Raw genomic sequence first — 18862 nt, 5'->3', positions numbered from 1 at the left:
CGGCTCGCTACTCATCGTCGAACACCTCCAGTCGGTACTGTTTAGCCGGGTTCTTGTCCTGGAGCAGTTCCATCAGTTCGCTCTCTCCACCCTGTCGGACGCGCTGTCGGTGGGCGTCGATGGTGTCGAGCGCCTCGTCGACGCCGTCGCCGAACAGATTCCGGAGGTACTGCCGGGGAATCCGGTCGATGTCGACCGTCTCCCCGTCCTCCGTGTGCTGGCCGGGAGCGAAGGGCGGAATGTAGTAGACGTTAGGCTGCGTGCGGAACTCCGGATGCAGCGGCAGCGCCACCTCGTACTCGTTGACGAGCTTGTGGATTGGCCCCTCCTCGTCGTCGAGGAAGCCGACCAGTCGGAGCTGTGGCGGGCACTCCTCGGCACAGGCCGGGGCGAACGTCTCCCCGTCCGGGCCTTCGCCCTCGATGCGAGGATAACAGAAGATGCACTTCTCGGACTTCTTCGAGACGGTGTTGTAGTACACCTTCTTGTACGGACACCCCTCGACGCAGTAGCGGTAGCCCCGACAGCGGTCCTGGTCGACGAGGACGATACCGTCCTCCTGGCGCTTGTACAGCGCCGAGCGCGGGCAGGCCTCGACACAGGAGGGGTGGGTGCAGTGGTTACAGATGCGTGGGAGGTAGAAGTAGTAGCTGTTGGGGTACTCGCCGGCCCCCTGGTCCTCGTCCCAGTTTGGCCCCCATTCCGCGCCGTCGCGGGGCCGCAGCGGCTCGTCGCTGCCCTCGTACATGATCTCCTCGTGGTTGAACTCCCAGGCGCGGCCGTAGTCCTCTTCGTCGGGAATTTCGCCGGGCGAGCGGTCCGAATGCTCCTCGGACTCCCAGCCGCCGCCGGAGTCCTCCCAGCCACGGGGGTAGCCCTCGCCGGGCTTGGTCTCGACGTTGTTCCAGTACATGTACTCGCTGCCGCCGTCCTCCGTCCAGAGGTTCTTGCAGGCGATCGTACACGTCTGGCAGCCGATGCACTTGTTCAGGTCCATCACCATCGCGACCTGGTGGTCGACGCCGTCGGCGACGTTGACCAGCGTGTCCTCGTCTCCTTGGTCGTCCTGTTGGTCAGTACTCATTCGGTGTCACCTCCGGCGGGCCGCACGTCCACGCGCACGTCGCTGTTGACCCCGGTCGGCCCCCAGTAGTTCGGGAAGAAGTACAGGTGCTCCCCCGTGTCCTCTGGGTACTGCACCAACTGGGTCGGCTTCATGTACATCGGGACGAGCGTGTTGAAGTTGTCCCGGTCGGGGTACTGGAACTTCTCCCAGGAGAAGAAGTGCCGGACGGTCCCCGGTTCGCTGGAGGGGTATATCTTCGCCTGCACCTCCACCGCACCGAGGTCGTTGTACACCTCCACGGTGTCGCCGTCCTCGATGCCCCGCTCCGCGGCGTCCTCGGGGTTCAGATACACCACGGGCTCACCGCGCTGGAGCCTGAGCATCTTGGTGTCGTCGCGCCACGTCGAGTGGATGGACCACCGACCGTGGGGCGTGTTGTACGACAGCGGGTAGTCCCCGCCGGTGTCTTCGGGTCCTTCCTTGTGGGTCGGAAGCTCCTCGCCGAGTTCGAGATACCAGTCGTGGTCGATGTAGTACTGCTGGCGGCCGGTGAAGGTCGGCCAGGGGTTCTTGTCGTGGACGTAATCCTGCCACGGGACGTACGCCTCGCCGTCTTTGATGTCCGAACTCCAGTGGTCGCCGGCAGTGAGGAACCGCTGTGGCTGCTCGTCGATGTCGTCGAAGGTAATCTGCTCGTCGCTGTCCTCGGGGTTGGTCTCCTCGGAGTGTTCGAGGATGAACTCCGCGGCGGCCCGGTCCTCGACGAGTGCTTCCTCCTCGTCGGTCTCCCAGTCGCGGACGTAGTCATCGTGGATAGTCGTGAGGTCGATAGTCCGGTCGAACTGCCGGTCCTCGATCGGTTCGACGCCACGCTCCTGGGCACGCTCCTGTATCTTCTCGGCGAGCAGGCGGAATATCTCCCAGTCGGTCTTGGCCTCGCCGAGCGGTTCGACGGCCGGCGTGAACGGGTGCACGTAGGTGTGCATGTCCGTCTCCGAGAGGTCGTGTTTCTCGTAGTGGCTGGCCGCCGGCAGGACGATGTCGGAGTACATCGCCGTCGAGTCCATCCGGAAGTTGATGTCGACGACGAGGTCGAGTTTGGGCCAGAGCTGCTCCTCGACGGCGACGTTGCCCTTGGCCTGGTTGAAGTAGTTCCCGCGCCAGACGAACATCGTGGACGGGTCCGGTCGGCTCCCGTCCTCGCGCTCACTGGGGTAGACCGGCATCCAGCCGTTGTCGATGGACTCGCGGATCTTCTCGGCGGTGTCCGGGTCGGTGTTGTCGAGGATACCCGCGTGGAAGTAGGTCCACAGCGTCGTCGGGACGCCGCGGACGTTCCCGGTCGGGAACGAGAGCACCTGCCAGCCGTGGAACGACCAGATCTTCTCCTGGCCGACGTAGTGGTCCAGCCCGGTCCCGGGGTCGCCGAGGTTCCCGGTCAGCGTCACGAGCAACTGGATGGCGCGGTTGCCCAGGTCGTTGTGGTACCAGTCGTTGACGCCCTTGCCGTGGATGATCTTGGCCGCGTCGGCCTCGGCGAACTCGCGGGCGACCCGCTGGTAGGTGTTCTCGCCGACGCCGGTCTCTTCGTGGACGACCTCCGGCGTGTACTGGCTGAGTTCGTCGGTGAGGTTCTCCCAGACCGACCGGACCGCGACGCTGCCCCCGTCGGTGTCGACACTGCGCTCGACCGACAACTGCGGGTCGAAGTCGAGTTCGATGCTCACCGAGTGGTCGTTCTGCCCGTCTCGTTCGCCGAGCGACCCCGGCGCACGCCGGAGGTTCCCGTCGGCGTCAACCATGACGAACACCTTCTCCGGGTCGTCGGCGTCCTCGGCGAGGCCGACCTCGCTCGCCCGGAGGAACTTCCCGGTGTCCTCCCGGACGAGCAGCGGCATGTCGGTCTGCTCTTTGAGGTGTTCCTCGTCGTACAGCCCCTCGTCGACGATGGTCTGGGCCATGCCCAGGGCGAGCGCAGTGTCGCTGCCGCCGTGGGGCGAGAGCCACTCGTCGGTGTGGATGGCCGTCTGGGAGTAGTCCGTGAAGATACCGACCCGTTTCGCGCCCTCGTAGCCGGCGTCGAGGAAGTACTTCGCGTCCGGGATGCGCGTGACGTTGATATTCGACCCCCAGGCGATGATGTAATCCGAGTTGTGCCAGTCGGCAGATTCGGCGTTGTCCGTCTGGGTGCCCCAGGTAATCGGCTGGCCCGGCGGCAGGTCCGAGTACCAGTCGTAGAAGCTGTGCGAGACACCGCCGAGCAGATTGACGAGCCGGCTCCCGCTGGCGAAGGAGACAGGGGACATCGCCGGAATGGGCGTGAACCCGGAGATCGCGTCGTAGCGGCCCGCCTGCACCTCGTCGATGACGTGGTCCGCGATTTCGGTCAGCGCCTCGTCCCAGCTAATGCGCTCCCACTGACCCTCGCCACGCTCACCGGTGCGGCGCAGCGGGTGGAGCACACGCTGGTCGGCGTTGACGTAGTCCGTGTAACAGGCCCCCTTCTGACAGCCGCGCGGATTGGGGTCGGGCAGGCTCTCGTCAAAGGTCGGGTAGTCGCCGGCCTGTTCCTCGCGCCAGACCTGGCCGTCCTTGACGTAGACGTTCCACGAGCAGGAACCGGTGCAGTTGACGCTGTGGGTCGAGCGGGCCACGGAATCCCAGTCCCACTCGTCCCGATAGAGGTCCTCCCAGTCCCGGTAGGGATAGTTCCCGATGGGGTCGTCGACGGCCTCCAGACCGTCCATGCCGTTGTCGGCGAAGGACAGCCCCGTCGCGCCCAGCAGCGACGCGGCTCCGAGGCCGCGCACGAAGTCGCGGCGACTGATTCCCGCACTGTCCGTCTCGTCGTCGGTCAGGTCGTTTCTACTCATTGGTGATGAACACAGTCCCAGTCGCGCAGGCAGCGCCAGCGATAGCCAGCACGATGCCGGTCGGCGTGCTGCCCCCGACCTCAAGGCCGGTTGCGACCAGCCCGAGGCCGACCAGCTTGCTCGTCGTATCCAGCAGGCGATACTGTCGTTCGGTGAGTTCGACGGTCGCGGTCATCCATCTCCCTCCGGTTCGGAACGCTCCGTTTCATCGGCTTCTGGGCCGCCGTCCGCGGCCACGTCGCCCTCCCGGGACGGCGACGGTTCGCCATCGCGCAACAGCAGGTACGTGATGCCGCCGAAGACGGGCGGGACGATGAGCAACGCGGCCGTCAGGATGGGGTTGACCACGTTCGTCGTCGTCCCGAGCACCTGGTCCGCGAGGATGTTGTTCATCCCCGCTATCGAGGCGATCATGATGAACGCGACGGCGGCCACACCCACGCCGGTCTGCCAGGCCCGGTCCAGCGGGTCCGCGGTGAAGTGGGTCGGCTCCGTTCGGTCGATAAAGGGCCAGGCGGCGACGGCGGCAAACACCAGTCCCGGGAGGACGATGCCGCCGACGAACTCCCCGTTGATGTGGGCCGGGCCGATGTTGAAGCTGATCTGTGGCAGGAGCTTCAGGAAGCCGTACACCCACATCAGGAACCAGTCCGGCATGATGAGCTCAGGCGTGGACGCAGGGTTGTTCGGGCCGTACTCGGCGACGTTGTGGACGGGCAACAGGCCCGAAAGCGCCGACAGCGTCGCCGCCGTAACGAAGAACACGACGGCCGACACTGCGGCCTGGTTCGGGAACGCGGGCAGGCCGATGATGATGTCGTCGTTGTCCTCGTCGACGGGCTGGCGGCCGCCCGTCACGTCGCCCTCGCGCGGGGCCTCGGTGTGTTTCTGCCGGATGAGGATGGCCATGTGGACGGCCAGGCCCACGGCGATGGCCGCCGGTATCACGAGGACGTGCAGGAAGTACAGCCGCGGGATGGTGGCGCTTGAGGGGAACTCACCCCCGAACACCACTTGGCCGAGGAAATCACCTGCCAATGGTATTGATATCGTGAGGTTGTAGCCGATGCTCGTGGCCGTGGCGGCGAACTCGTCGAACGGCAGGGCGTAGCCGGTGTAGGCCGCGCCCATCGAGAGGGCCGCGAGGCCGGTCCCGACGATCCAGTTCGGCTCCCGCGGGTTGCGGTACGCACCGGTGAAAAACACCCGTAACATGTGCAACCCGATAGAGGCGACAAAGAGGTGGGCCGCCCAGTGGTGGAGCCGACGGATGAACATCCCGAAGGGCACGTCGTAGGTGATGTGTAACACCGAAACGAACGCCTCGGGCATCTCCTGGCCCTGGAACTTCTGGACGCTGCCGTCGTACTCCACGTCGGAGGTCGAGGGCTCGAAGAAGAAGCCGAGGAAAATACCCGACAGGACGAGCAGGAGGAAACAGAACAGTGCCACCTCGCCCAGCAGGAACGAGTCCTCGGCCGGGAACGCCTTGCCGAGGAACTTCTGGCCATTCTCCAGGTCCAGCCGCGTGTCGAACCAGTCGTAGACGGCTTTGGCGCGGGACATTATCCACCTCCGGGGCCGACTGGCCCCTCAAAGTCGCCGGTGGCGACGAGGAATCCGTCGCTGGTCACCGTGATCGGCAATTGTGGGAGCGGTCGCCCCGGCGGACCGCCGCTGACCGCCGCCCCTTCCAGCACGTTGAATTTCCCGAAGTGGCAGGGACAGACGACCAGGTCCTCCTCGCGGTCAGAGACCATACAGCCGGCGTGGGTACACACCTTCGAGAACGCGGCGTAGCCGCTGACGGTGAACCCTTCCGAGATATCGCTGCCGTAGTCGGACTCGGCGTAGCGCACCAGCAGCGTCGGCGCGTCCTCGATCCCGGGCCGTGGCTCCGGAAACACGGTAATGTGCTCGCCTTCGGAAAGCCGGTCCTCGGTGATGCGCTCGCCCTCGCCGTCGACGAGGTGGATACCGTCGGAGTACACCGGCCCGCTGTATCCCCGCTCGAACACCTGCGTGGTGCTGGCAAGCGGGGCGGCGAGGCTGGCCACAGCGGTCAGGCCGCCGACGGTCGCGAGGAACTTCGCGAAGTCCCGGCGTCGGAGTTCCGCGCGGGCGTCCCCGTACAGCGTCGGGGACGTGCTGGCCCCGTCACACGAGCAGTCGTCGCCCTGTTCCTCGTCGTCGTCATCGGGTTTCGGATACTCGATCATTCGTGCCCCCTGAGTTCGGCGACCTCGACGTGTGGCATGAACCAGGCGTAGTACGCGACCGTCGAGAGCGCGAGCGAGAGGAACATCCCGGTCGCGTACAGCCCGAAGTACTGGGTCCGGGCGAGCGTGAGGTACTCGCCGGTGAACAACGCCGCGAAGACGATAGACAGGACTGTCAGCCCGCTCATAGCGACGAGCCCTTCGATGGCGTCCGAGGCGTCGTGGTACTCGACGACCCAGCGACTCTCCGTGTCGAGCCACGGCAGCGAGACGGTCCCCCCGTCAGTGACCGGCTCGGCGTCGTCCGGCGGTCGAACCGCTCTGTTCATGAACTGATGGGCGGCTGTCAGGACGCCCACCAGGACGAACAGTGCGACCCAGACGACGACACCGACCTGGCTCGGCGATAGTTTGTTCGGCGTCTCTACCGGGCTATCTAGCGGCCGGATGTCGCTGACGCTCTCGTCGATAGCGATCTCTTCCGATGGTGGCTCGCCGTGCATGGCGACGTACCACATCGGCAGCAACACCGCTGTTATCAACAGACCGATGAGTATCGTGTTGCGTCTCATAATCTTGTGGTATCTCGGTTCGTCAGCGATTCAATCGGCTGCGGCGTGTCGCTGTATTCGGGGTTTGTCCCAGGACCCCGATGAACTGCCAGCCCGACATCTTAGGCCCATTATATGGCGGCTTTTTATGCGAACATGTTCGCATTGACCTTCTTATGGGAGCCGAACCATCCACAAAACATGTCGGGCCGAATGCTCGCCGAGGTCGAAGTGTTCGGTCCTCGGTCGTGTCAAGTGCAACCGCACGCTGACGACGAGTGGTCAGTGTCGTCGGTCTCCCGGAGCGTACGGAGTGGTGGTACCAACCGTGTTCTCGAAGAGTTCACTCTGAAGGGTGGTCATGACTCTCCGAGAGTGCTACAGAGCGAACGCCAGACTGTGGACCACATCTTCGCGTACGACCAGCGACACGTCTTCCAACTGTCTCGGGCGGCCGAACAGGGCTGTGTGTGTGAACGTATCGAAGCGGCCGGCTGCGTCGTTCAGGAGTTCTCGGCTGACACCGAATCTATCGTTGTTACGTTTCTCGTCGAGGATATGCCGACCCTACGGGAGATTGTCGCCGATCTCAAGTCGGAAGGTGAGACCGTCAAACTCCGGCGACTGCTGGAAGACGCGTCCTCGGAGACGGACCGGCCAGTCGTGCTCGACCGTGCGAAACTGACCGAGCGCCAGCGCGAGGTCCTCGGTCGGGCCCACGAGATGGGCTACTTCGAGCACCCGCGCGAGGCGACCGCCGGCGACGTGGCCGACGCGCTGGATATCTCCACTTCAACGTTCACAGAACATCTCGCTGCCGCCCAGCGGAAGCTTCTCGATGACTTGCTTGACACCTGCTGATTGGGCCGTCTCCACTCGTGTCAACGAACGAGGGTCATTTCACAGCAGTTATCCCAGCCGGCGAGCGAGGTGCCACCGCCGCCGATGACACAGGAATTGGTACCTCTTGCACGAACGCTGTCGCTGCCGTACTACGAAAACGCCCTCCCAGCACACGATCAGTTTCACGCCAAACGGGTCCGAGATGTCGCGCTTCGGTTAGCGGACACCTGTGACCGACCGGTCGACCGGGGGGTCCTCGCCGCCGCGGCGTGGCTCCACGATATCGGCCGGCCCCGCGAGCGCTCGGGCGAAATCGACGACCACGACGAGTGGGCCACCGCGGAAGCCGCGGGGCTCCTCACGGCCGAGTCGGTGCCCACCGACCGCATCGAGGCTATCAAACACTGCATCCGAACGCACAGTATCCGGTCCAGTTCCCCGTAACCGGAAACGCTCGAAGCGAAACTCCTCTTCGATGCCGACAAACTGGACGCCGCCGGGGCACGCGGGCTCGTTCGCATGGCCTGTATCGTCGGCGAGCGGTCGGGACGAACGGGCGAGAAATACGCCATCATCGATGACGCGGCAGGTGCCGAACTGCCCTCGTCGGATGTCCCGGATATCGAACTCCTGCGGGAGTGGGCACGGGAACGCCTGGATAGGCTGTATACGCCGCCCGGTCAGCGGCTCGGTCGAACCCGACGAGAGTTCATGGACGACTTTTTCACGCAGTTCGCCGCCGAAACCGGGGTTACGGGCGACCGGTGACACACCGTTCGTAACCGGTGGCTCTGGAAGCTAGAACCCTTTACCTTCGCCCGGCGACATTGCAGCCATGACCGAGTTCGACGCCGAAAAGTTCGAGGAGAAATACGTCCACTACTTCGAAGAGCTCGAAACGGCGTACTCGAACGCATATCAGGAGCTGCACGGCCAGTACGACTCCGAGATTCTCCGCGGGATCGACCGGCAGATTCTCAGCGAGAGCGAGCCGGTGTACGAGGGCGACGGGACGTTCCACATCCGACTCCCGGACGATACCGCGACCCGCGCACAGTCCCTGCCGGGCGACGAAGCGAGCTTCGAGACGGTTCTGTCGGCGTTCACTGACGCCATCGAACGCGAACTCCGTCGACTGTTCGAGTTCGAATAGTCGTCGCTCAAAGTAGTCGGATACGATCCTCCGATCAGAGACCATGCGCGGCCTGTCCCGGCCAGCACACGCCACCGGTTACTGGCGGATCGAAAACACCAGAATCAATGCAGTTCCGGTGCTAGTTTAACTAATTATAGAAATGGCGACCGATTCAGATCTTCACTGTCTCTTTACCGCACCCGTCGAGGAGCACGACGACTCGTACGTGATCGAGATTCCGAAACAGGAGGTCGAGCTGGGAACGCTGGCCCCTGAGACCCTGTACCGGATCGCACTGTTCCACTCCGATGTCGTGCCGCCCCAGTCCGAATCCGAGTCCCGGTCACAGCCCCAATCCCGCTCCGAGTCCGAGCCTCAGCCACAGGCCCGACCCGAACAGTCCGAATCCCGCTCCGACGAGCCGACCGGCGAGCCGGAGTTTGCCCCTACAGGCCCGCCGGTTGCCGAGGGCGAGACGCGCGTGGTCGAGATCGACAACATCGGCGACAAAGGCGACGGCGTCGCGCGCATTGACGGCGGCTACGTCGTCATCGTCTCCGATGCAGAGGTCGGCGAGCGCCTCCGCGTCGAGATGGAGCAGGTCCGCGAGAACGTCGCCTTCGCGGAGGTCGTCGAGCGCCTGCCGTACTACGAGTGAGACGCTGGGGTCGCTAATTCGGCTATCGAGCCGTCGCGGGTCCTCGTGAGTCGCCAGCCACGCAGCCGAGGGTATATTTCCACGCCGGCTGTCATACCGGGTATGGGACACGATCACGACGGGGACGCCAGTCACGGCGAAGGAGGTCACAGCCACGCGGACCACGACAATGGTCACGACCACGGCCATGGAGGCCACGACCACAGCCACGAGGACCACGCCCACGATGACCACCATGCTCACGACGCCGAAGGGGTTGGAATCGGCGTTCTCACGGTCTCCTCCTCGCGAACGCTGGACGACGACCCGGCCGGTGATGTCATCGCCGAGGCCTGTGAGGACGCGGGCCACGAAATCGTCGAGCGCCGTCTCGTCGCCGACGAGATGGATGCCATCGAGGATGCCGTCGCCGCGCTGCTCGATGACGGCGTCGACGTGGTCCTGACGACCGGCGGGACCGGACTCACGCCCGACGACGTGACCGTCGATGCCATCGAACCGCTGTTCGACCGGCCGATACCCGGCTTCGGCGAGCTGTTCCGCTGGCTCTCCTACGAGGAGGTCGGGCCGATGGCGATGGCCTCGCGGGCGACCGCCGGCGTCGTCGACGACCGCCTGGTGTTCTGTCTGCCTGGGAGCGAGAACGCCGCCCGGACGGGCGCGGAGAAACTGGTCGCACCGGCCGTGGGCCACCTGCTGGGACTCGTCCGGCGGTAACGCGGACCCGCACGGTTTTGGGCCGGGGTCGGCTACGGGTAGCTATGTCCGAGGAGTTCACGCACGTCGACGAGGAGGGGGACGCCCAGATGGTCGATGTCGGCGACAAGGCCGAGAGCCAGCGCCGCGCGGTCGCGCGCGGCCAGATTCGACTCACTGAGTCCACGCTGGCAGCCATTGACGCCGACGAGGTGGAGAAAGGCGACGTGCTGACGACGGCACGCATCGGCGCGATACAGGCGGTCAAACACACCTGGGAGACCGTGCCGATGTGCCACCAGATACCGATCACGAACGTCGAAGTCGAGTTCACCGTCGGCGATGAGGCCGTCGAAATAACGGTCGCCGTCGAGACGGTCGGGAAGACCGGCTGCGAGATGGAGGCGCTGGAGGGCGTGACGACCGGTCTCAACGTGGTCTGGGACATGGTGAAGGCCAACGAAAAGGACGAGGACGGCGAGTATCCGACGACGGCAATTCAGGACATTCGTGTTGTCGAGAAGACCGTCGAGCGCTGAGTCCCGCGGAGCGGGCCACAGCCAGCCCGGTTACTCGGGTAGGGACACCCGCTGTACGTACACCGTCGCCGGGCTCTGCAGGACGATATCCATCCCAGCGAACTCGAACGACACCGTCAGGTCGCTGTCCGGCGCGGGGAACAGCGCTTCCAGCACGTCCGCGTCCACAGTTTCTGCCAGCGGGGGCAGGTCGATGGGGTCACAGTCGCTTGCTGTCGAGACGGCTCGGACGAGGACTTCGGTGATAGATTCGTACGGCTCGGTCACCGAGTCCACGACTTCGCCGCCGTCTTCGGTACCTGACATCTCCTCGTATCAGTCGCTCGTCTGTCTTTCACCGTCCTGGGCTGCGGTCGCCGAGGCGGTCGTGATGGCTCCGACGGGGAGTTGGTACGCGAGCGGTGTCTCCCGGACTGTGTCCTGGTCGCGGCTCCAGGTGATGAGTCCCGCGGCGCTGAGCTTCGGGAGGTGGATGTGGTGCAGGTGGACGCGCGCCCGGTGGACCGCGTCGGCGTCGTCCTCGTCGACTGCGAGGTGTGTGGCCACGTCGGTTATCGATACCTGGCCACCCTCGTCGAGTAGGAAGCTCAGGACGGTCCGCCGTTCGTCGTTCGCTAGGCAGTCGAATACCGAGCTCCAGTTCAGTGTGTCTCTCTTGGACATCTGTTAGGGAGACGGACCGGAAGGGTAAGGCGATATTACCTGTTATTTCACCCATTTATATGCGGATGCCTGTTATCCGCGCCACTTCGGCGAGTCGAACATGACCGCGCGGAGTACCTTGTTCGTCGCGCGGCGGATGCTCTCCGAGACGGACTGTTCCGAGACGCCGAGTTCCGCTCCGAGTTCGCCCAGCGTCGTCCCCCGTGGTACTTCGAAGTAGCCCGATTCGACGGCCAGGACGAGCGCCCGCCGCTGTGACTCGGTCAGGTCGAACACGTACCCGTCGTCGTGTTCCTCGGCGAGCGTGTACACGCGCTCCAGCTGGAACACGATGCCGTTTTCGGTACAGAAGTTGTGGAAGTTCGTGAGCCCGCTGTGGTCGTCGAACCGGATGCGGAAGAACCACTGGTCATTGCCCCTGGCCTCCAGAATCGTGGCGTTCGTCTCCGACATGCCGTAGATGAGGCTCTCCACGTCCTCGGCCCACTCGACGCGGTAGAGGGCGCTTTCCCCGACGCGGTCCAGCGAGCGGAGCTCGTGGACGTACGTACTCGACTCGACGGCGGCTTCGAACTCGTCGAACGCCCCGCCGTGGACCCAGATGTACGGCATCACCCGCCCCGATGCAGGCACCACCCGCTCCATCTCTACGTGTGTGTTGTCTCCTCTGGCCAGCACCTTCCCGAGAATGAATTCGTCCGAGTCGATTGTGAACTCGGCGACCACGGTCATAGCGCCGCTATGCTCCAGGCGGTAATCAATGTAAGGTCGCCGTCCGTCGCCCGCCCACGCCGTACCGTGGGAGCCAGACACTGCGTCGGCTACTGCCCAGCGGTGGCGCTTTGGCCCTGCGGTCAGGAACAAGGCCTATCTACGTTCCTGTGTTAGAGCCGCCCATGCACGTGCTGGGAATCGTCGGCCACTCCGAGACGGGGAAGACCACGCTGGTCGAGCGGCTGACCGAGCGCCTCGCTCCGTCCGGCCGCGTCGCGACGGTGAAACACTGTACGCACCCGCCGGACGTGGACACGGACGGGAAGGACACCGCGCGCCACCGTGACGCCGGCGCTGCCGAGACGGTCGCGCTCACCGACGACGGCGAGTGGTACGCCACCGGCGAGTCGCGGACGCTCGATGAGACGCTGGACGCGCTCGCACCGGACTACGACTACGCGCTCGTCGAGGGGTATTCGGACGCGGCGATACCGAAGGTCGTCCTGGGCGACCGCGAGGCAGCCGACCCCGTTGTCCACCGCGCACCCCACGGCGCGGACGCTGACCTCGATGAAATCGTCGTGGCGCTGGAGGAACGGGACCCCTACATCACGCTGGAGACGCTCGTCGCAGATATCAAGCGGGACCCGGACGAAGCCTACTCCGGCGCGATTGCGACCTTCACCGGGCGCGTCCGCGCACAGGAGGAGCCGGAGGACCCGCCCACAGAGTTTCTGGAGTTCGAGCGCTACGACGAGGTCGCCGCTGAGAAGATGGCCGCGCTCCGCCGGGACCTCGAAGCGCGTGACGGCGTCTACGCGGTCCGCCTGCACCACAAGACCGGCGTGGTCGAGGCCGGCGAGGACATCGTCTTCGTCGTCATCCTGGCCGGGCACCGGGGCGAGGCGTTCCGCGCGGTCGAGGACGGCATCAACCGTCTCAAGGAGGAAGTGCCGCTGTTCAAGAAGGAGGTCACTGTCGACGAGGAGTTCTGGGCGCACGAGCGGTAAGTCGGCCCTTTTACTGGAATTAGGCGCTAAGTCCCCTTCCTCAAGGAGCAACGCAGGGAGCGAAGCGACCGAGTAGCGCAGTAGGGAGGGGATACAGCGCTGCACGATTCTCAAACACGTTCGTCGCCCGGCCCACGCAATCACAACTCTTATTTATGTATTTTGTGTATAATATGTTGTGACAACTCGCAAAAACATCTCCATCCGCGACGACCAAGAGGAGTGGATTCAGGACAATCACCTGAATCTCTCCTCATTCGTTCAAGAGAAACTGGACGAACTTATCGAGGCACGAGAATCATAGATGCACTACAACTACAAGTATCGGCTTGACCCACCGGAAGCCCTCGCGGAGACGCTTCTGCACCACGTCGATACTTGTAGGCAACTGTATAACCACGTCCTCTACAAACTCAACGAGTCAGACGAGATTCCCGCCCGCTACAAGGTACAGGGCACACTCCCCGACCTGAAATCATGGTGGGACGACCTCGGAGACGTTCACTCGAAAGTGTTGCAAATGGTTGTCAAGCGCGTCTACGACAACCTCTCCACACTGAAAGCGCAGAAAGAGAACGGACGCGCCGTGGGGATGCTCAAGTGGAAACTGCCCCGAGAGTATCGGTCGTTCACCTACAACCAGTCCGGCTTCAAACTCAAGAATACGAGTGGTCGGCCCGTGTTGTGGTTGAGCAAAATCGGAGAAATACCGATTCACCTCCACCGAGACATTCCCGAGAACGCGACCATCAAGCAAGTCTCGGTCAAGCAAGAATCTACGGGCGAGTGGTATGCCACGTTCGGCATTGACGTGGAAGAATCCACGCCCGAGAAACCAGAGACACCCGAGAAAGTCGTCGGGATTGACGTAGGCATCCTGAAGTACGCTCACGACACCGACGGGTACGCTATCGAGAGTCCTGACTTCAGCGACGAGCGCGAGCGGTTGGAACGCGCACAGCGCAACCTTTCGCGGAAACAGCACGGCTCTGCGAATTGGGAGAAACAACGCCGGGTCGTGGCCGAACGACACGCCGAGTTGAAGAACAAGCGCCGTGACTTCCTCCACAAACTCTCGAACTACTACGCCCGCGAATACGATTTTGTGGCCGTAGAGAATTTGGACGCGAAGGGTTTGGTGGAACTACCGGGCAACTCGCGCAACCGTGCGGGTGCGGCGTGGGGGATGTTCCTGCGGATGCTCGAATACAAGTGCGAGCGCGAAGGAACGCACTTCGTCGCCGTGAACCCCCGTGGAACGACGAAAGAGTGTGCATCCTGCGGCGTTTCGACTGAGAAACCGCTGTGGGTGCGCGAACATTCATGTCCGTCGTGTGGGTTCGAGGCGGACAGAGATGCGAACGCGGCGTGGAACATTCTTTCTCGCGGCCTCGAAGACGTAGGAGTGGGATACTCCGAATCAACGCCTGTGGAGACTGCGCTCCCTGTGGACACCGTTGTGTCTACAAAGTGCGTCGTGGAAGCAGGAAGCCCCTGCCTCAAGGAGCCGCCGAAGGCGGCGAGTAGGCAGGGGTAGTTCACTCGGTCCCTACCGCCACGGCGTCGCTCGCAGTGCGTGGACTATCAACAGCGTCCCGAGCGCAACGCCGAGCAGGACGACAGCTACGGGCAGCGCCGCGTCAAGGCCGTCCGAGATGAACGAGGCCCAAATCTGGACGGGGAGCGTCCGCGGGTAGTATGCAAGCATCATTGTCGCGCCGAACTCGCCCATCGCACGCGCGAAAGTCAGCACGAGGCCGGCAAGCAGGCCGGGCTTTGCGAGCGGAATCGTCACCGAGCGCATCGTCCCCACCCAGTCGCGCCCGAGCGACCGGGAGGCCTCTTCGAGGTGGTCGTCGATGCCATCAAAGGCCGCCTTGGCGGTGACGACGAAAAACGGCGACGCGACGAACGTCTGGGCGGCGACGACGCCCAGCAGCGACCGCGTCAGCGCCAGGTCGGTGAGGCCGCCGAGGCCGTTCGGGCCGACGACGGTCAGCAGCAACATCCCGCTGACGACCGGCGGGAGGACGAGCGGCAGGACGACGGCCCCCATCGCGGCGGTCGCCAGCGCGCCGGTGTTCTTCGAGAGCCAGTAGGCCAGCGGCAGGCCGAACACGACGGCGATGGTGGTACTGCCGAGCGCGGCGACGAGAGAGGTGATTGCGGCGTTGATGACGTACGTCTCCGTCAGACTCGAAAACAGCGCCGTCGGGGAGTACGTGAGCACGAGCACCGCCACCGGGACGACGAAGTACAGCAGCAGCACCGCTCCCAGGACGGGGACGAGTTCGCGTACCCCGACCGTGTGGCCGGCCCTGGTCTCACTGCGTGACAGTGCTCGGGACATCTCCCACTAGTCGAGGATACGCCTCGCGGACGGTAAATCCGTGTGGTGCGAGCCAGTCACTGGCGAGGACTGTCTCGAAGGCTGTACGCGCTGCTCCGTCGTCGTCACGCCGGACGGCACCGTACTCGATGGGGCTGCCGGTGAGTGTCGTGCCATCCGACAGTTCGTAGCTCGCGGCCTGATACCGCTCTGCGTGAGCGGGGTCGCCCAGGTGTATCTCCGGCGTGAACTCCCGGAAGGGATAGTCCCGCTCGATAGCCATGCTCCGGTAGACGAAGGCGGCGTCGACGGCCCCGGTCTCGAACTGCGCGAGCAGTTGCGTCTCGGGGTAGGTCTGGTCCGGCGAGAGAACCGCGTCGGCCAGTCCCGGTTCGTCGTAGTAGTCGGCGGCCAGATCGAGCACGAACAGCGTCCGGTAGCCCAGCGGGTCGAGCGTCGGGTCGGTCCGGCCCAGTGATACGTCGTCCCCCCGGAGCGGGCCGTACCACGGGTCCGCGTCCGCGACGCGCGCACCGCCGTCCGTCTGTGGATTGTACGCCAGCACCAGCTCGTTGCTGGCGACCACGGCGTGCCAATCGGTGTCCATGACCCGGTCGAATAGGGCCGGGTCCGCCAGCGCGACGATGGCCGGGTCGCGCTTCCCGTCGGCGACCAGGCGCGCGGCCTGCACCGAGCCCCGGGCTTCGACAGCGAGACTGACATCCGTCCCGGACTGGAGCGTTTCGCTGGCCGCGTTCTGTAGACTCCCCGCGACCAGCACGTCTACGCGCTCCTGCCCGAACGCCCCACAGCCCGCCGTCGCGGCGATACCGCTCCCCAGTGCCGCCAGCACCGCGCGACGGGTCCGTTGGGCCATTGTTCGCTTATTTCTCGTTGGCGTACATCGGTGTTTGGGTCGGTCCCAGTATTGACAGGGTGTCTTTACCGTCACCGCTCACCGCAAATTTATAACTAAGTAGTATTACCTAGTGATTATGACGCAGATAGCAGCCGCCCGAAACGGGACCGTCACTGAGGAGATGGCGCGAGTCGCCGAGCGGGAGGGCGTCGACCCGGAGTTCGTCCGCCAGCAGGTCGCCAACGGACAGGCGGTTATCCCGTCGAACGTCGGCCACGACGCGCTCGACCCGATGATTATCGGTCGGGAGTTTGCGACGAAGGTCAACGCAAACATCGGCAACAGCGAGGAAACAAGCGACATCGAGGGCGAACTGGAGAAGCTCCACACCGCCGTCCACTACGGCACGGACACGGTGATGGACCTCTCGACCGGCAGCAATCTCGACGAAATTCGGTCGGCTAACGTCGAGCATTCCCCGGTCCCAATCGGAACGGTCCCCATCTACGAAGCAGTGAAACGCGCCGGCGATGCGAGTGACATCACCCACGAACTACTGCTGGATGTCATTGCGAAGCAGGCGAAACAGGGCGTCGATTACATGACCATCCACGCTGGCGTCCGGATGGGACACCTGCCCCTGACCGACGGCCGGAAGACGGGCATCGTCTCCCGCGGCGGCTCCATCCTCGCACAGTGGATGGAGGAAAACGGAATGGAAAACCCCCTGTACGCGAACTTTGAGGACATCTGCGAGATATTCCGCGAGTACGACGTGACCTTCAGCCTCGGCGACGGGCTCCGCCCGGGCTGTCTCGCCGACGCCGGCGACGACGCACAGTTCGCCGAACTGGACACGCTCGGAGAACTCACCCGAACGGCTTGGGACCACGACGTGCAGGTGATGGTCGAGGGGCCGGGCCACGTCCCGATGGACCAGGTCGCCGAGCAGGTCACGCGCCAGCAGGAAGTCTGTGACGGCGCCCCGTTCTACGTGCTCGGCCCGCTCGTGACCGACGTTGCGCCCGGCTATGACCACATCACGAGCGCCATCGGCGCGACGGAAGCGGCGCGGGCCGGTGCGGCGATGCTCTGTTACGTGACTCCCAAAGAGCACCTCGGCCTCCCGGAGCAATCCGACGTGCGGGACGGCCTCGCGGCCTACCGCATCGCCGCCCACGCTGCCGACGTAGCCAACGGGCGAGAGGGCGCGCGGGACTGGGACGACGCGCTCTCGGAAGCGCGGTACGCCTTCGACTGGCGCGAGCAGTTCGACCTGGCGCTTGATCCCGAACGCGCCCGGGAGTACCACGACCAGACGCTTCCCGGTGACAACTACAAGGAGGCACGCTTTTGCTCGATGTGTGGCGCGGAGTTCTGCTCGATGCGTATCGACCAGGATGCGCGCGAGGACGGCGAGATGGACGCAATTGAGGCTGACGCCGACGACCGAACTGACCCCGCCGACTCCCCTGCAGCGGAGGTGAACCGACCGCCGGTCGGCACCCATGACGGGGCGGATATTCCCGACCCTGACGGCGAGACACCCACTGACACAGAGGGCCGTGCCGACGATTAGCACGGCGATAGTTCTTTATAACTGGTATTCGTTTATTGAAACGATGCAAAAGAAACTCATCGCCCTGGTCGCGGTCATGGCGCTTGCCCTCGCGTACTACGTCAAGCGGTAAGCCTGCTCGTATCGGCTGTATCGCCCCTGAAATGTACTGTCGGCCGCCCTGCCCGCTGGTCCTCTGTGGCATCGCGGGGGTGGAATCGAACCCCGCCGGTCGGCGGTATTTTTTCGGCTTCTGCGCCCCCAGCGACAGCGCCGTCGCTTTCCGAACCCTTACCCGGCGAACCGCCGTACCAGCGTGTATGTACGGCGTCGTCACCCGTAACGAGGAGGAGACGGAGTGGTCCGAGTTCGACCGGGCGTTCTACGAGGTCAAGGACGTGACCGGCCGCGCTGTCGAACCGATCGAAGGCGCGGTGAACATGGTGTCCTGCTTCGGCGACAACGCGGTCGAGAGCGAGGAGGACCTGCTCGCGTTCGACGACGAGGGGACACCGGCGACCCGGAACCAGCCGTACTTCGACTGGACGTACGTCTGCCCGACCCACGACCGCTACCGCGAGGGCCTGCTCGATATCATTGAGGAGGCAGCGGCCGTCAACGAGGACGTTCGCCTCGACGACGTTGGGTTCCCACGAGACGAGTACTGCCACTGCGACCGCTGCGAGCAGCGCTTCGCCGACAGCGAATTTGAGGACTGGTCGGCCTGGCGCAGTAACGTCATCACGGAGTTCGTCGCCGCGGCCCGCGACCGCGTTCCCGGCGACCTGTATCTCACGCTGTATCCCGACCCCTACCCCGGCCACCTCGAAGCCCGCTCGGGCGTCGCCGTTGACGACATCGCCGAGTACGTCGACGAGTTCGTCGTCCCCATCTACGACATGGCGTACTCGACGACCTACTGGCTGGAGATTCTCGCCAAGGGGTGGCAGGACCGGCTCTCGACGCCCTTTAGCATCGAACTGTACGCCGTCGATGTGGACGTGGACGACCTCTCGAAGGCCGTCGAGGTGGCCGAAGAGTACGCCGAGACCGTGCTGTTCGGCTACGATGCCAGCAACGCCCGCGCGACCATCCGGCGGATGAACGCCGACGCGCGTGAGGGGCAGTCGTTCGGGCCAGAATAGATAC

General features: G+C 64.4%; 21 protein-coding genes and 1 pseudogene. 11 read left to right on the top strand and 11 right to left on the bottom strand.

The window, feature by feature from the left end:
* Window positions 1–7: 7 nt before the first annotated feature.
* From narH to Harman_RS17310, 6 genes are read right to left on the bottom strand one after another with little or no spacing between them, the layout of a single operon-like run.
* A complete protein-coding gene (gene narH / locus Harman_RS17335) occupies window positions 8–1084 on the bottom strand; it encodes a nitrate reductase subunit beta (protein ID WP_137685034.1) in 1077 nt (358 codons plus the stop codon).
* Window positions 1081–3939 carry a nitrate reductase subunit alpha gene (locus tag Harman_RS17330; protein WP_137685033.1) on the bottom strand — a complete coding sequence of 953 codons (2859 nt, stop codon included), beginning with the start codon at window positions 3937–3939 and terminating at the stop codon, window positions 1081–1083. Before Harman_RS17330 ends, narH begins: the two co-directional genes overlap by 4 nt.
* A complete protein-coding gene (locus Harman_RS17325; protein ID WP_137685032.1) occupies window positions 3932–4114 on the bottom strand; it encodes a hypothetical protein in 183 nt (60 codons plus the stop codon). Before Harman_RS17325 ends, Harman_RS17330 begins: the two co-directional genes overlap by 8 nt.
* Entirely contained in the window at window positions 4111–5505 is a 1395-nt protein-coding gene (locus tag Harman_RS17320; protein ID WP_137685031.1) for a cytochrome b, read from the bottom strand. The genes Harman_RS17325 and Harman_RS17320 overlap by 4 nt, the downstream gene beginning before the upstream one ends.
* Window positions 5505–6158 (bottom strand): QcrA and Rieske domain-containing protein, encoded by a 654-nt coding sequence (locus Harman_RS17315; RefSeq protein ID WP_137685030.1) that lies wholly within the window; start codon window positions 6156–6158, stop codon window positions 5505–5507. The genes Harman_RS17320 and Harman_RS17315 overlap by 1 nt, the downstream gene beginning before the upstream one ends.
* The gene (locus Harman_RS17310) at window positions 6155–6730 is read right to left on the bottom strand and encodes a hypothetical protein (protein ID WP_137685029.1); all 576 of its coding nucleotides are present in this window, start codon (window positions 6728–6730) and stop codon (window positions 6155–6157) included. Before Harman_RS17310 ends, Harman_RS17315 begins: the two co-directional genes overlap by 4 nt.
* 180 nt (window positions 6731–6910) lie before the next feature.
* On the opposite strand from Harman_RS17310, the gene Harman_RS17305 reads away from it, so the two are divergent.
* The 6 genes and pseudogenes from Harman_RS17305 to moaC all read left to right on the top strand — a co-directional run bounded on the left by Harman_RS17305 (window position 6911) and on the right by moaC (window position 10580).
* Window positions 6911–7570: a helix-turn-helix domain-containing protein gene (locus Harman_RS17305; protein ID WP_137685028.1), complete on the top strand. Its 660-nt coding sequence runs from the start codon at window positions 6911–6913 to the stop codon at window positions 7568–7570.
* Window positions 7571–7654: 84 nt separating this feature from the next.
* Window positions 7655–8320, top strand: a pseudogene (locus Harman_RS17300) (HD domain-containing protein).
* Between the two features lie 67 nt (window positions 8321–8387).
* A complete protein-coding gene (locus tag Harman_RS17295; RefSeq protein ID WP_137685027.1) occupies window positions 8388–8705 on the top strand; it encodes a DUF5783 family protein in 318 nt (105 codons plus the stop codon).
* 142 nt (window positions 8706–8847) lie between these two features.
* Window positions 8848–9345, top strand: coding sequence for a TRAM domain-containing protein (locus Harman_RS17290; protein WP_137685026.1), 498 nt, complete (start codon window positions 8848–8850; stop codon window positions 9343–9345).
* A gap of 102 nt (window positions 9346–9447) precedes the next feature.
* Window positions 9448–10062: a MogA/MoaB family molybdenum cofactor biosynthesis protein gene (locus tag Harman_RS17285; protein ID WP_137685025.1), complete on the top strand. Its 615-nt coding sequence runs from the start codon at window positions 9448–9450 to the stop codon at window positions 10060–10062.
* Window positions 10063–10106: 44 nt separating this feature from the next.
* Window positions 10107–10580: a cyclic pyranopterin monophosphate synthase MoaC gene (gene moaC, locus Harman_RS17280; protein WP_137685024.1), complete on the top strand. Its 474-nt coding sequence runs from the start codon at window positions 10107–10109 to the stop codon at window positions 10578–10580.
* Window positions 10581–10610: 30 nt separating this feature from the next.
* Here the strand turns inward: moaC and Harman_RS17275 are convergent, their stop codons facing one another.
* From Harman_RS17275 to Harman_RS17265, 3 genes are all read right to left on the bottom strand, one after another.
* On the bottom strand, window positions 10611–10886 hold the full coding sequence (locus Harman_RS17275; protein ID WP_160140709.1) for a HalOD1 output domain-containing protein: 276 nt from the start codon (window positions 10884–10886) through the stop codon (window positions 10611–10613).
* A 9-nt stretch (window positions 10887–10895) separates the two neighbouring features.
* The gene (locus Harman_RS17270) at window positions 10896–11243 is read right to left on the bottom strand and encodes a DUF7344 domain-containing protein (protein WP_137685023.1); all 348 of its coding nucleotides are present in this window, start codon (window positions 11241–11243) and stop codon (window positions 10896–10898) included.
* 72 nt (window positions 11244–11315) lie between these two features.
* Window positions 11316–11975 (bottom strand): helix-turn-helix domain-containing protein, encoded by a 660-nt coding sequence (locus Harman_RS17265; protein ID WP_137685022.1) that lies wholly within the window; start codon window positions 11973–11975, stop codon window positions 11316–11318.
* Between the two features lie 164 nt (window positions 11976–12139).
* On the opposite strand from Harman_RS17265, the gene Harman_RS17260 reads away from it, so the two are divergent.
* From Harman_RS17260 to Harman_RS17255, 3 genes are all read left to right on the top strand, one after another.
* Complete coding sequence (locus Harman_RS17260) at window positions 12140–12967, top strand: molybdopterin synthase (protein ID WP_137685021.1); 828 nt, start codon at window positions 12140–12142, stop codon at window positions 12965–12967.
* 178 nt (window positions 12968–13145) lie between these two features.
* The gene (locus Harman_RS22010; RefSeq protein WP_268812810.1) at window positions 13146–13271 is read left to right on the top strand and encodes a hypothetical protein; all 126 of its coding nucleotides are present in this window, start codon (window positions 13146–13148) and stop codon (window positions 13269–13271) included.
* The gene (locus Harman_RS17255) at window positions 13272–14504 is read left to right on the top strand and encodes an RNA-guided endonuclease InsQ/TnpB family protein (protein ID WP_137685020.1); all 1233 of its coding nucleotides are present in this window, start codon (window positions 13272–13274) and stop codon (window positions 14502–14504) included.
* Window positions 14505–14516: 12 nt separating this feature from the next.
* Here the strand turns inward: Harman_RS17255 and Harman_RS17250 are convergent, their stop codons facing one another.
* The gene (locus Harman_RS17250) at window positions 14517–15317 is read right to left on the bottom strand and encodes an ABC transporter permease (protein ID WP_137685019.1); all 801 of its coding nucleotides are present in this window, start codon (window positions 15315–15317) and stop codon (window positions 14517–14519) included.
* On the bottom strand, window positions 15292–16173 hold the full coding sequence (locus Harman_RS17245; protein WP_137685018.1) for an extracellular solute-binding protein: 882 nt from the start codon (window positions 16171–16173) through the stop codon (window positions 15292–15294). The genes Harman_RS17250 and Harman_RS17245 overlap by 26 nt, the downstream gene beginning before the upstream one ends.
* Window positions 16174–16291: 118 nt before the next feature.
* Between Harman_RS17245 and thiC the strand changes: the two genes are divergently transcribed.
* Window positions 16292–17734 carry a phosphomethylpyrimidine synthase ThiC gene (thiC, locus tag Harman_RS17240; RefSeq protein ID WP_137685017.1) on the top strand — a complete coding sequence of 481 codons (1443 nt, stop codon included), beginning with the start codon at window positions 16292–16294 and terminating at the stop codon, window positions 17732–17734.
* Between the two features lie 299 nt (window positions 17735–18033).
* Window positions 18034–18858 (top strand): hypothetical protein, encoded by an 825-nt coding sequence (locus Harman_RS17235; RefSeq protein WP_137685016.1) that lies wholly within the window; start codon window positions 18034–18036, stop codon window positions 18856–18858.
* The last annotated feature ends 4 nt before the right edge of the window (window positions 18859–18862 follow it).

The organism is Haloarcula mannanilytica, from assembly GCF_005406125.1.
Lineage (GTDB): Archaea > Halobacteriota > Halobacteria > Halobacteriales > Haloarculaceae > Haloarcula > Haloarcula mannanilytica.
This window is presented reverse-complemented; position numbering and strand designations above follow the sequence as displayed.

What these genes read in the sequence shown, in the direction of transcription:
- Harman_RS17325 (WP_137685032.1), bottom strand. Translation starts at nt 4,114, where the DNA reads ATGACCGCGACCGTCGAACTCACCGAACGACAGTATCGCCTGCTGGAT.
- Harman_RS17260 (WP_137685021.1), top strand. Translation starts at nt 12,140, where the DNA reads ATGCACGTGCTGGGAATCGTCGGCCACTCCGAGACGGGGAAGACCACG.
- Harman_RS17285 (WP_137685025.1), top strand. Translation starts at nt 9,448, where the DNA reads ATGGGACACGATCACGACGGGGACGCCAGTCACGGCGAAGGAGGTCAC.
- Harman_RS17315 (WP_137685030.1), bottom strand. Translation starts at nt 6,158, where the DNA reads ATGATCGAGTATCCGAAACCCGATGACGACGACGAGGAACAGGGCGAC.
- Harman_RS17250 (WP_137685019.1), bottom strand. Translation starts at nt 15,317, where the DNA reads ATGTCCCGAGCACTGTCACGCAGTGAGACCAGGGCCGGCCACACGGTC.
- Harman_RS17320 (WP_137685031.1), bottom strand. Translation starts at nt 5,505, where the DNA reads ATGTCCCGCGCCAAAGCCGTCTACGACTGGTTCGACACGCGGCTGGAC.
- Harman_RS17310 (WP_137685029.1), bottom strand. Translation starts at nt 6,730, where the DNA reads ATGAGACGCAACACGATACTCATCGGTCTGTTGATAACAGCGGTGTTG.
- Harman_RS17290 (WP_137685026.1), top strand. Translation starts at nt 8,848, where the DNA reads ATGGCGACCGATTCAGATCTTCACTGTCTCTTTACCGCACCCGTCGAG.
- Harman_RS17305 (WP_137685028.1), top strand. Translation starts at nt 6,911, where the DNA reads ATGTCGGGCCGAATGCTCGCCGAGGTCGAAGTGTTCGGTCCTCGGTCG.
- Harman_RS17275 (WP_160140709.1), bottom strand. Translation starts at nt 10,886, where the DNA reads ATGTCAGGTACCGAAGACGGCGGCGAAGTCGTGGACTCGGTGACCGAG.
- Harman_RS17235 (WP_137685016.1), top strand. Translation starts at nt 18,034, where the DNA reads ATGTACGGCGTCGTCACCCGTAACGAGGAGGAGACGGAGTGGTCCGAG.
- thiC (WP_137685017.1), top strand. Translation starts at nt 16,292, where the DNA reads ATGACGCAGATAGCAGCCGCCCGAAACGGGACCGTCACTGAGGAGATG.
- Harman_RS17270 (WP_137685023.1), bottom strand. Translation starts at nt 11,243, where the DNA reads ATGTCCAAGAGAGACACACTGAACTGGAGCTCGGTATTCGACTGCCTA.
- Harman_RS17245 (WP_137685018.1), bottom strand. Translation starts at nt 16,173, where the DNA reads ATGGCCCAACGGACCCGTCGCGCGGTGCTGGCGGCACTGGGGAGCGGT.
- Harman_RS17255 (WP_137685020.1), top strand. Translation starts at nt 13,272, where the DNA reads ATGCACTACAACTACAAGTATCGGCTTGACCCACCGGAAGCCCTCGCG.
- Harman_RS17330 (WP_137685033.1), bottom strand. Translation starts at nt 3,939, where the DNA reads ATGAGTAGAAACGACCTGACCGACGACGAGACGGACAGTGCGGGAATC.
- moaC (WP_137685024.1), top strand. Translation starts at nt 10,107, where the DNA reads ATGTCCGAGGAGTTCACGCACGTCGACGAGGAGGGGGACGCCCAGATG.
- Harman_RS17295 (WP_137685027.1), top strand. Translation starts at nt 8,388, where the DNA reads ATGACCGAGTTCGACGCCGAAAAGTTCGAGGAGAAATACGTCCACTAC.
- Harman_RS17265 (WP_137685022.1), bottom strand. Translation starts at nt 11,975, where the DNA reads ATGACCGTGGTCGCCGAGTTCACAATCGACTCGGACGAATTCATTCTC.
- narH (WP_137685034.1), bottom strand. Translation starts at nt 1,084, where the DNA reads ATGAGTACTGACCAACAGGACGACCAAGGAGACGAGGACACGCTGGTC.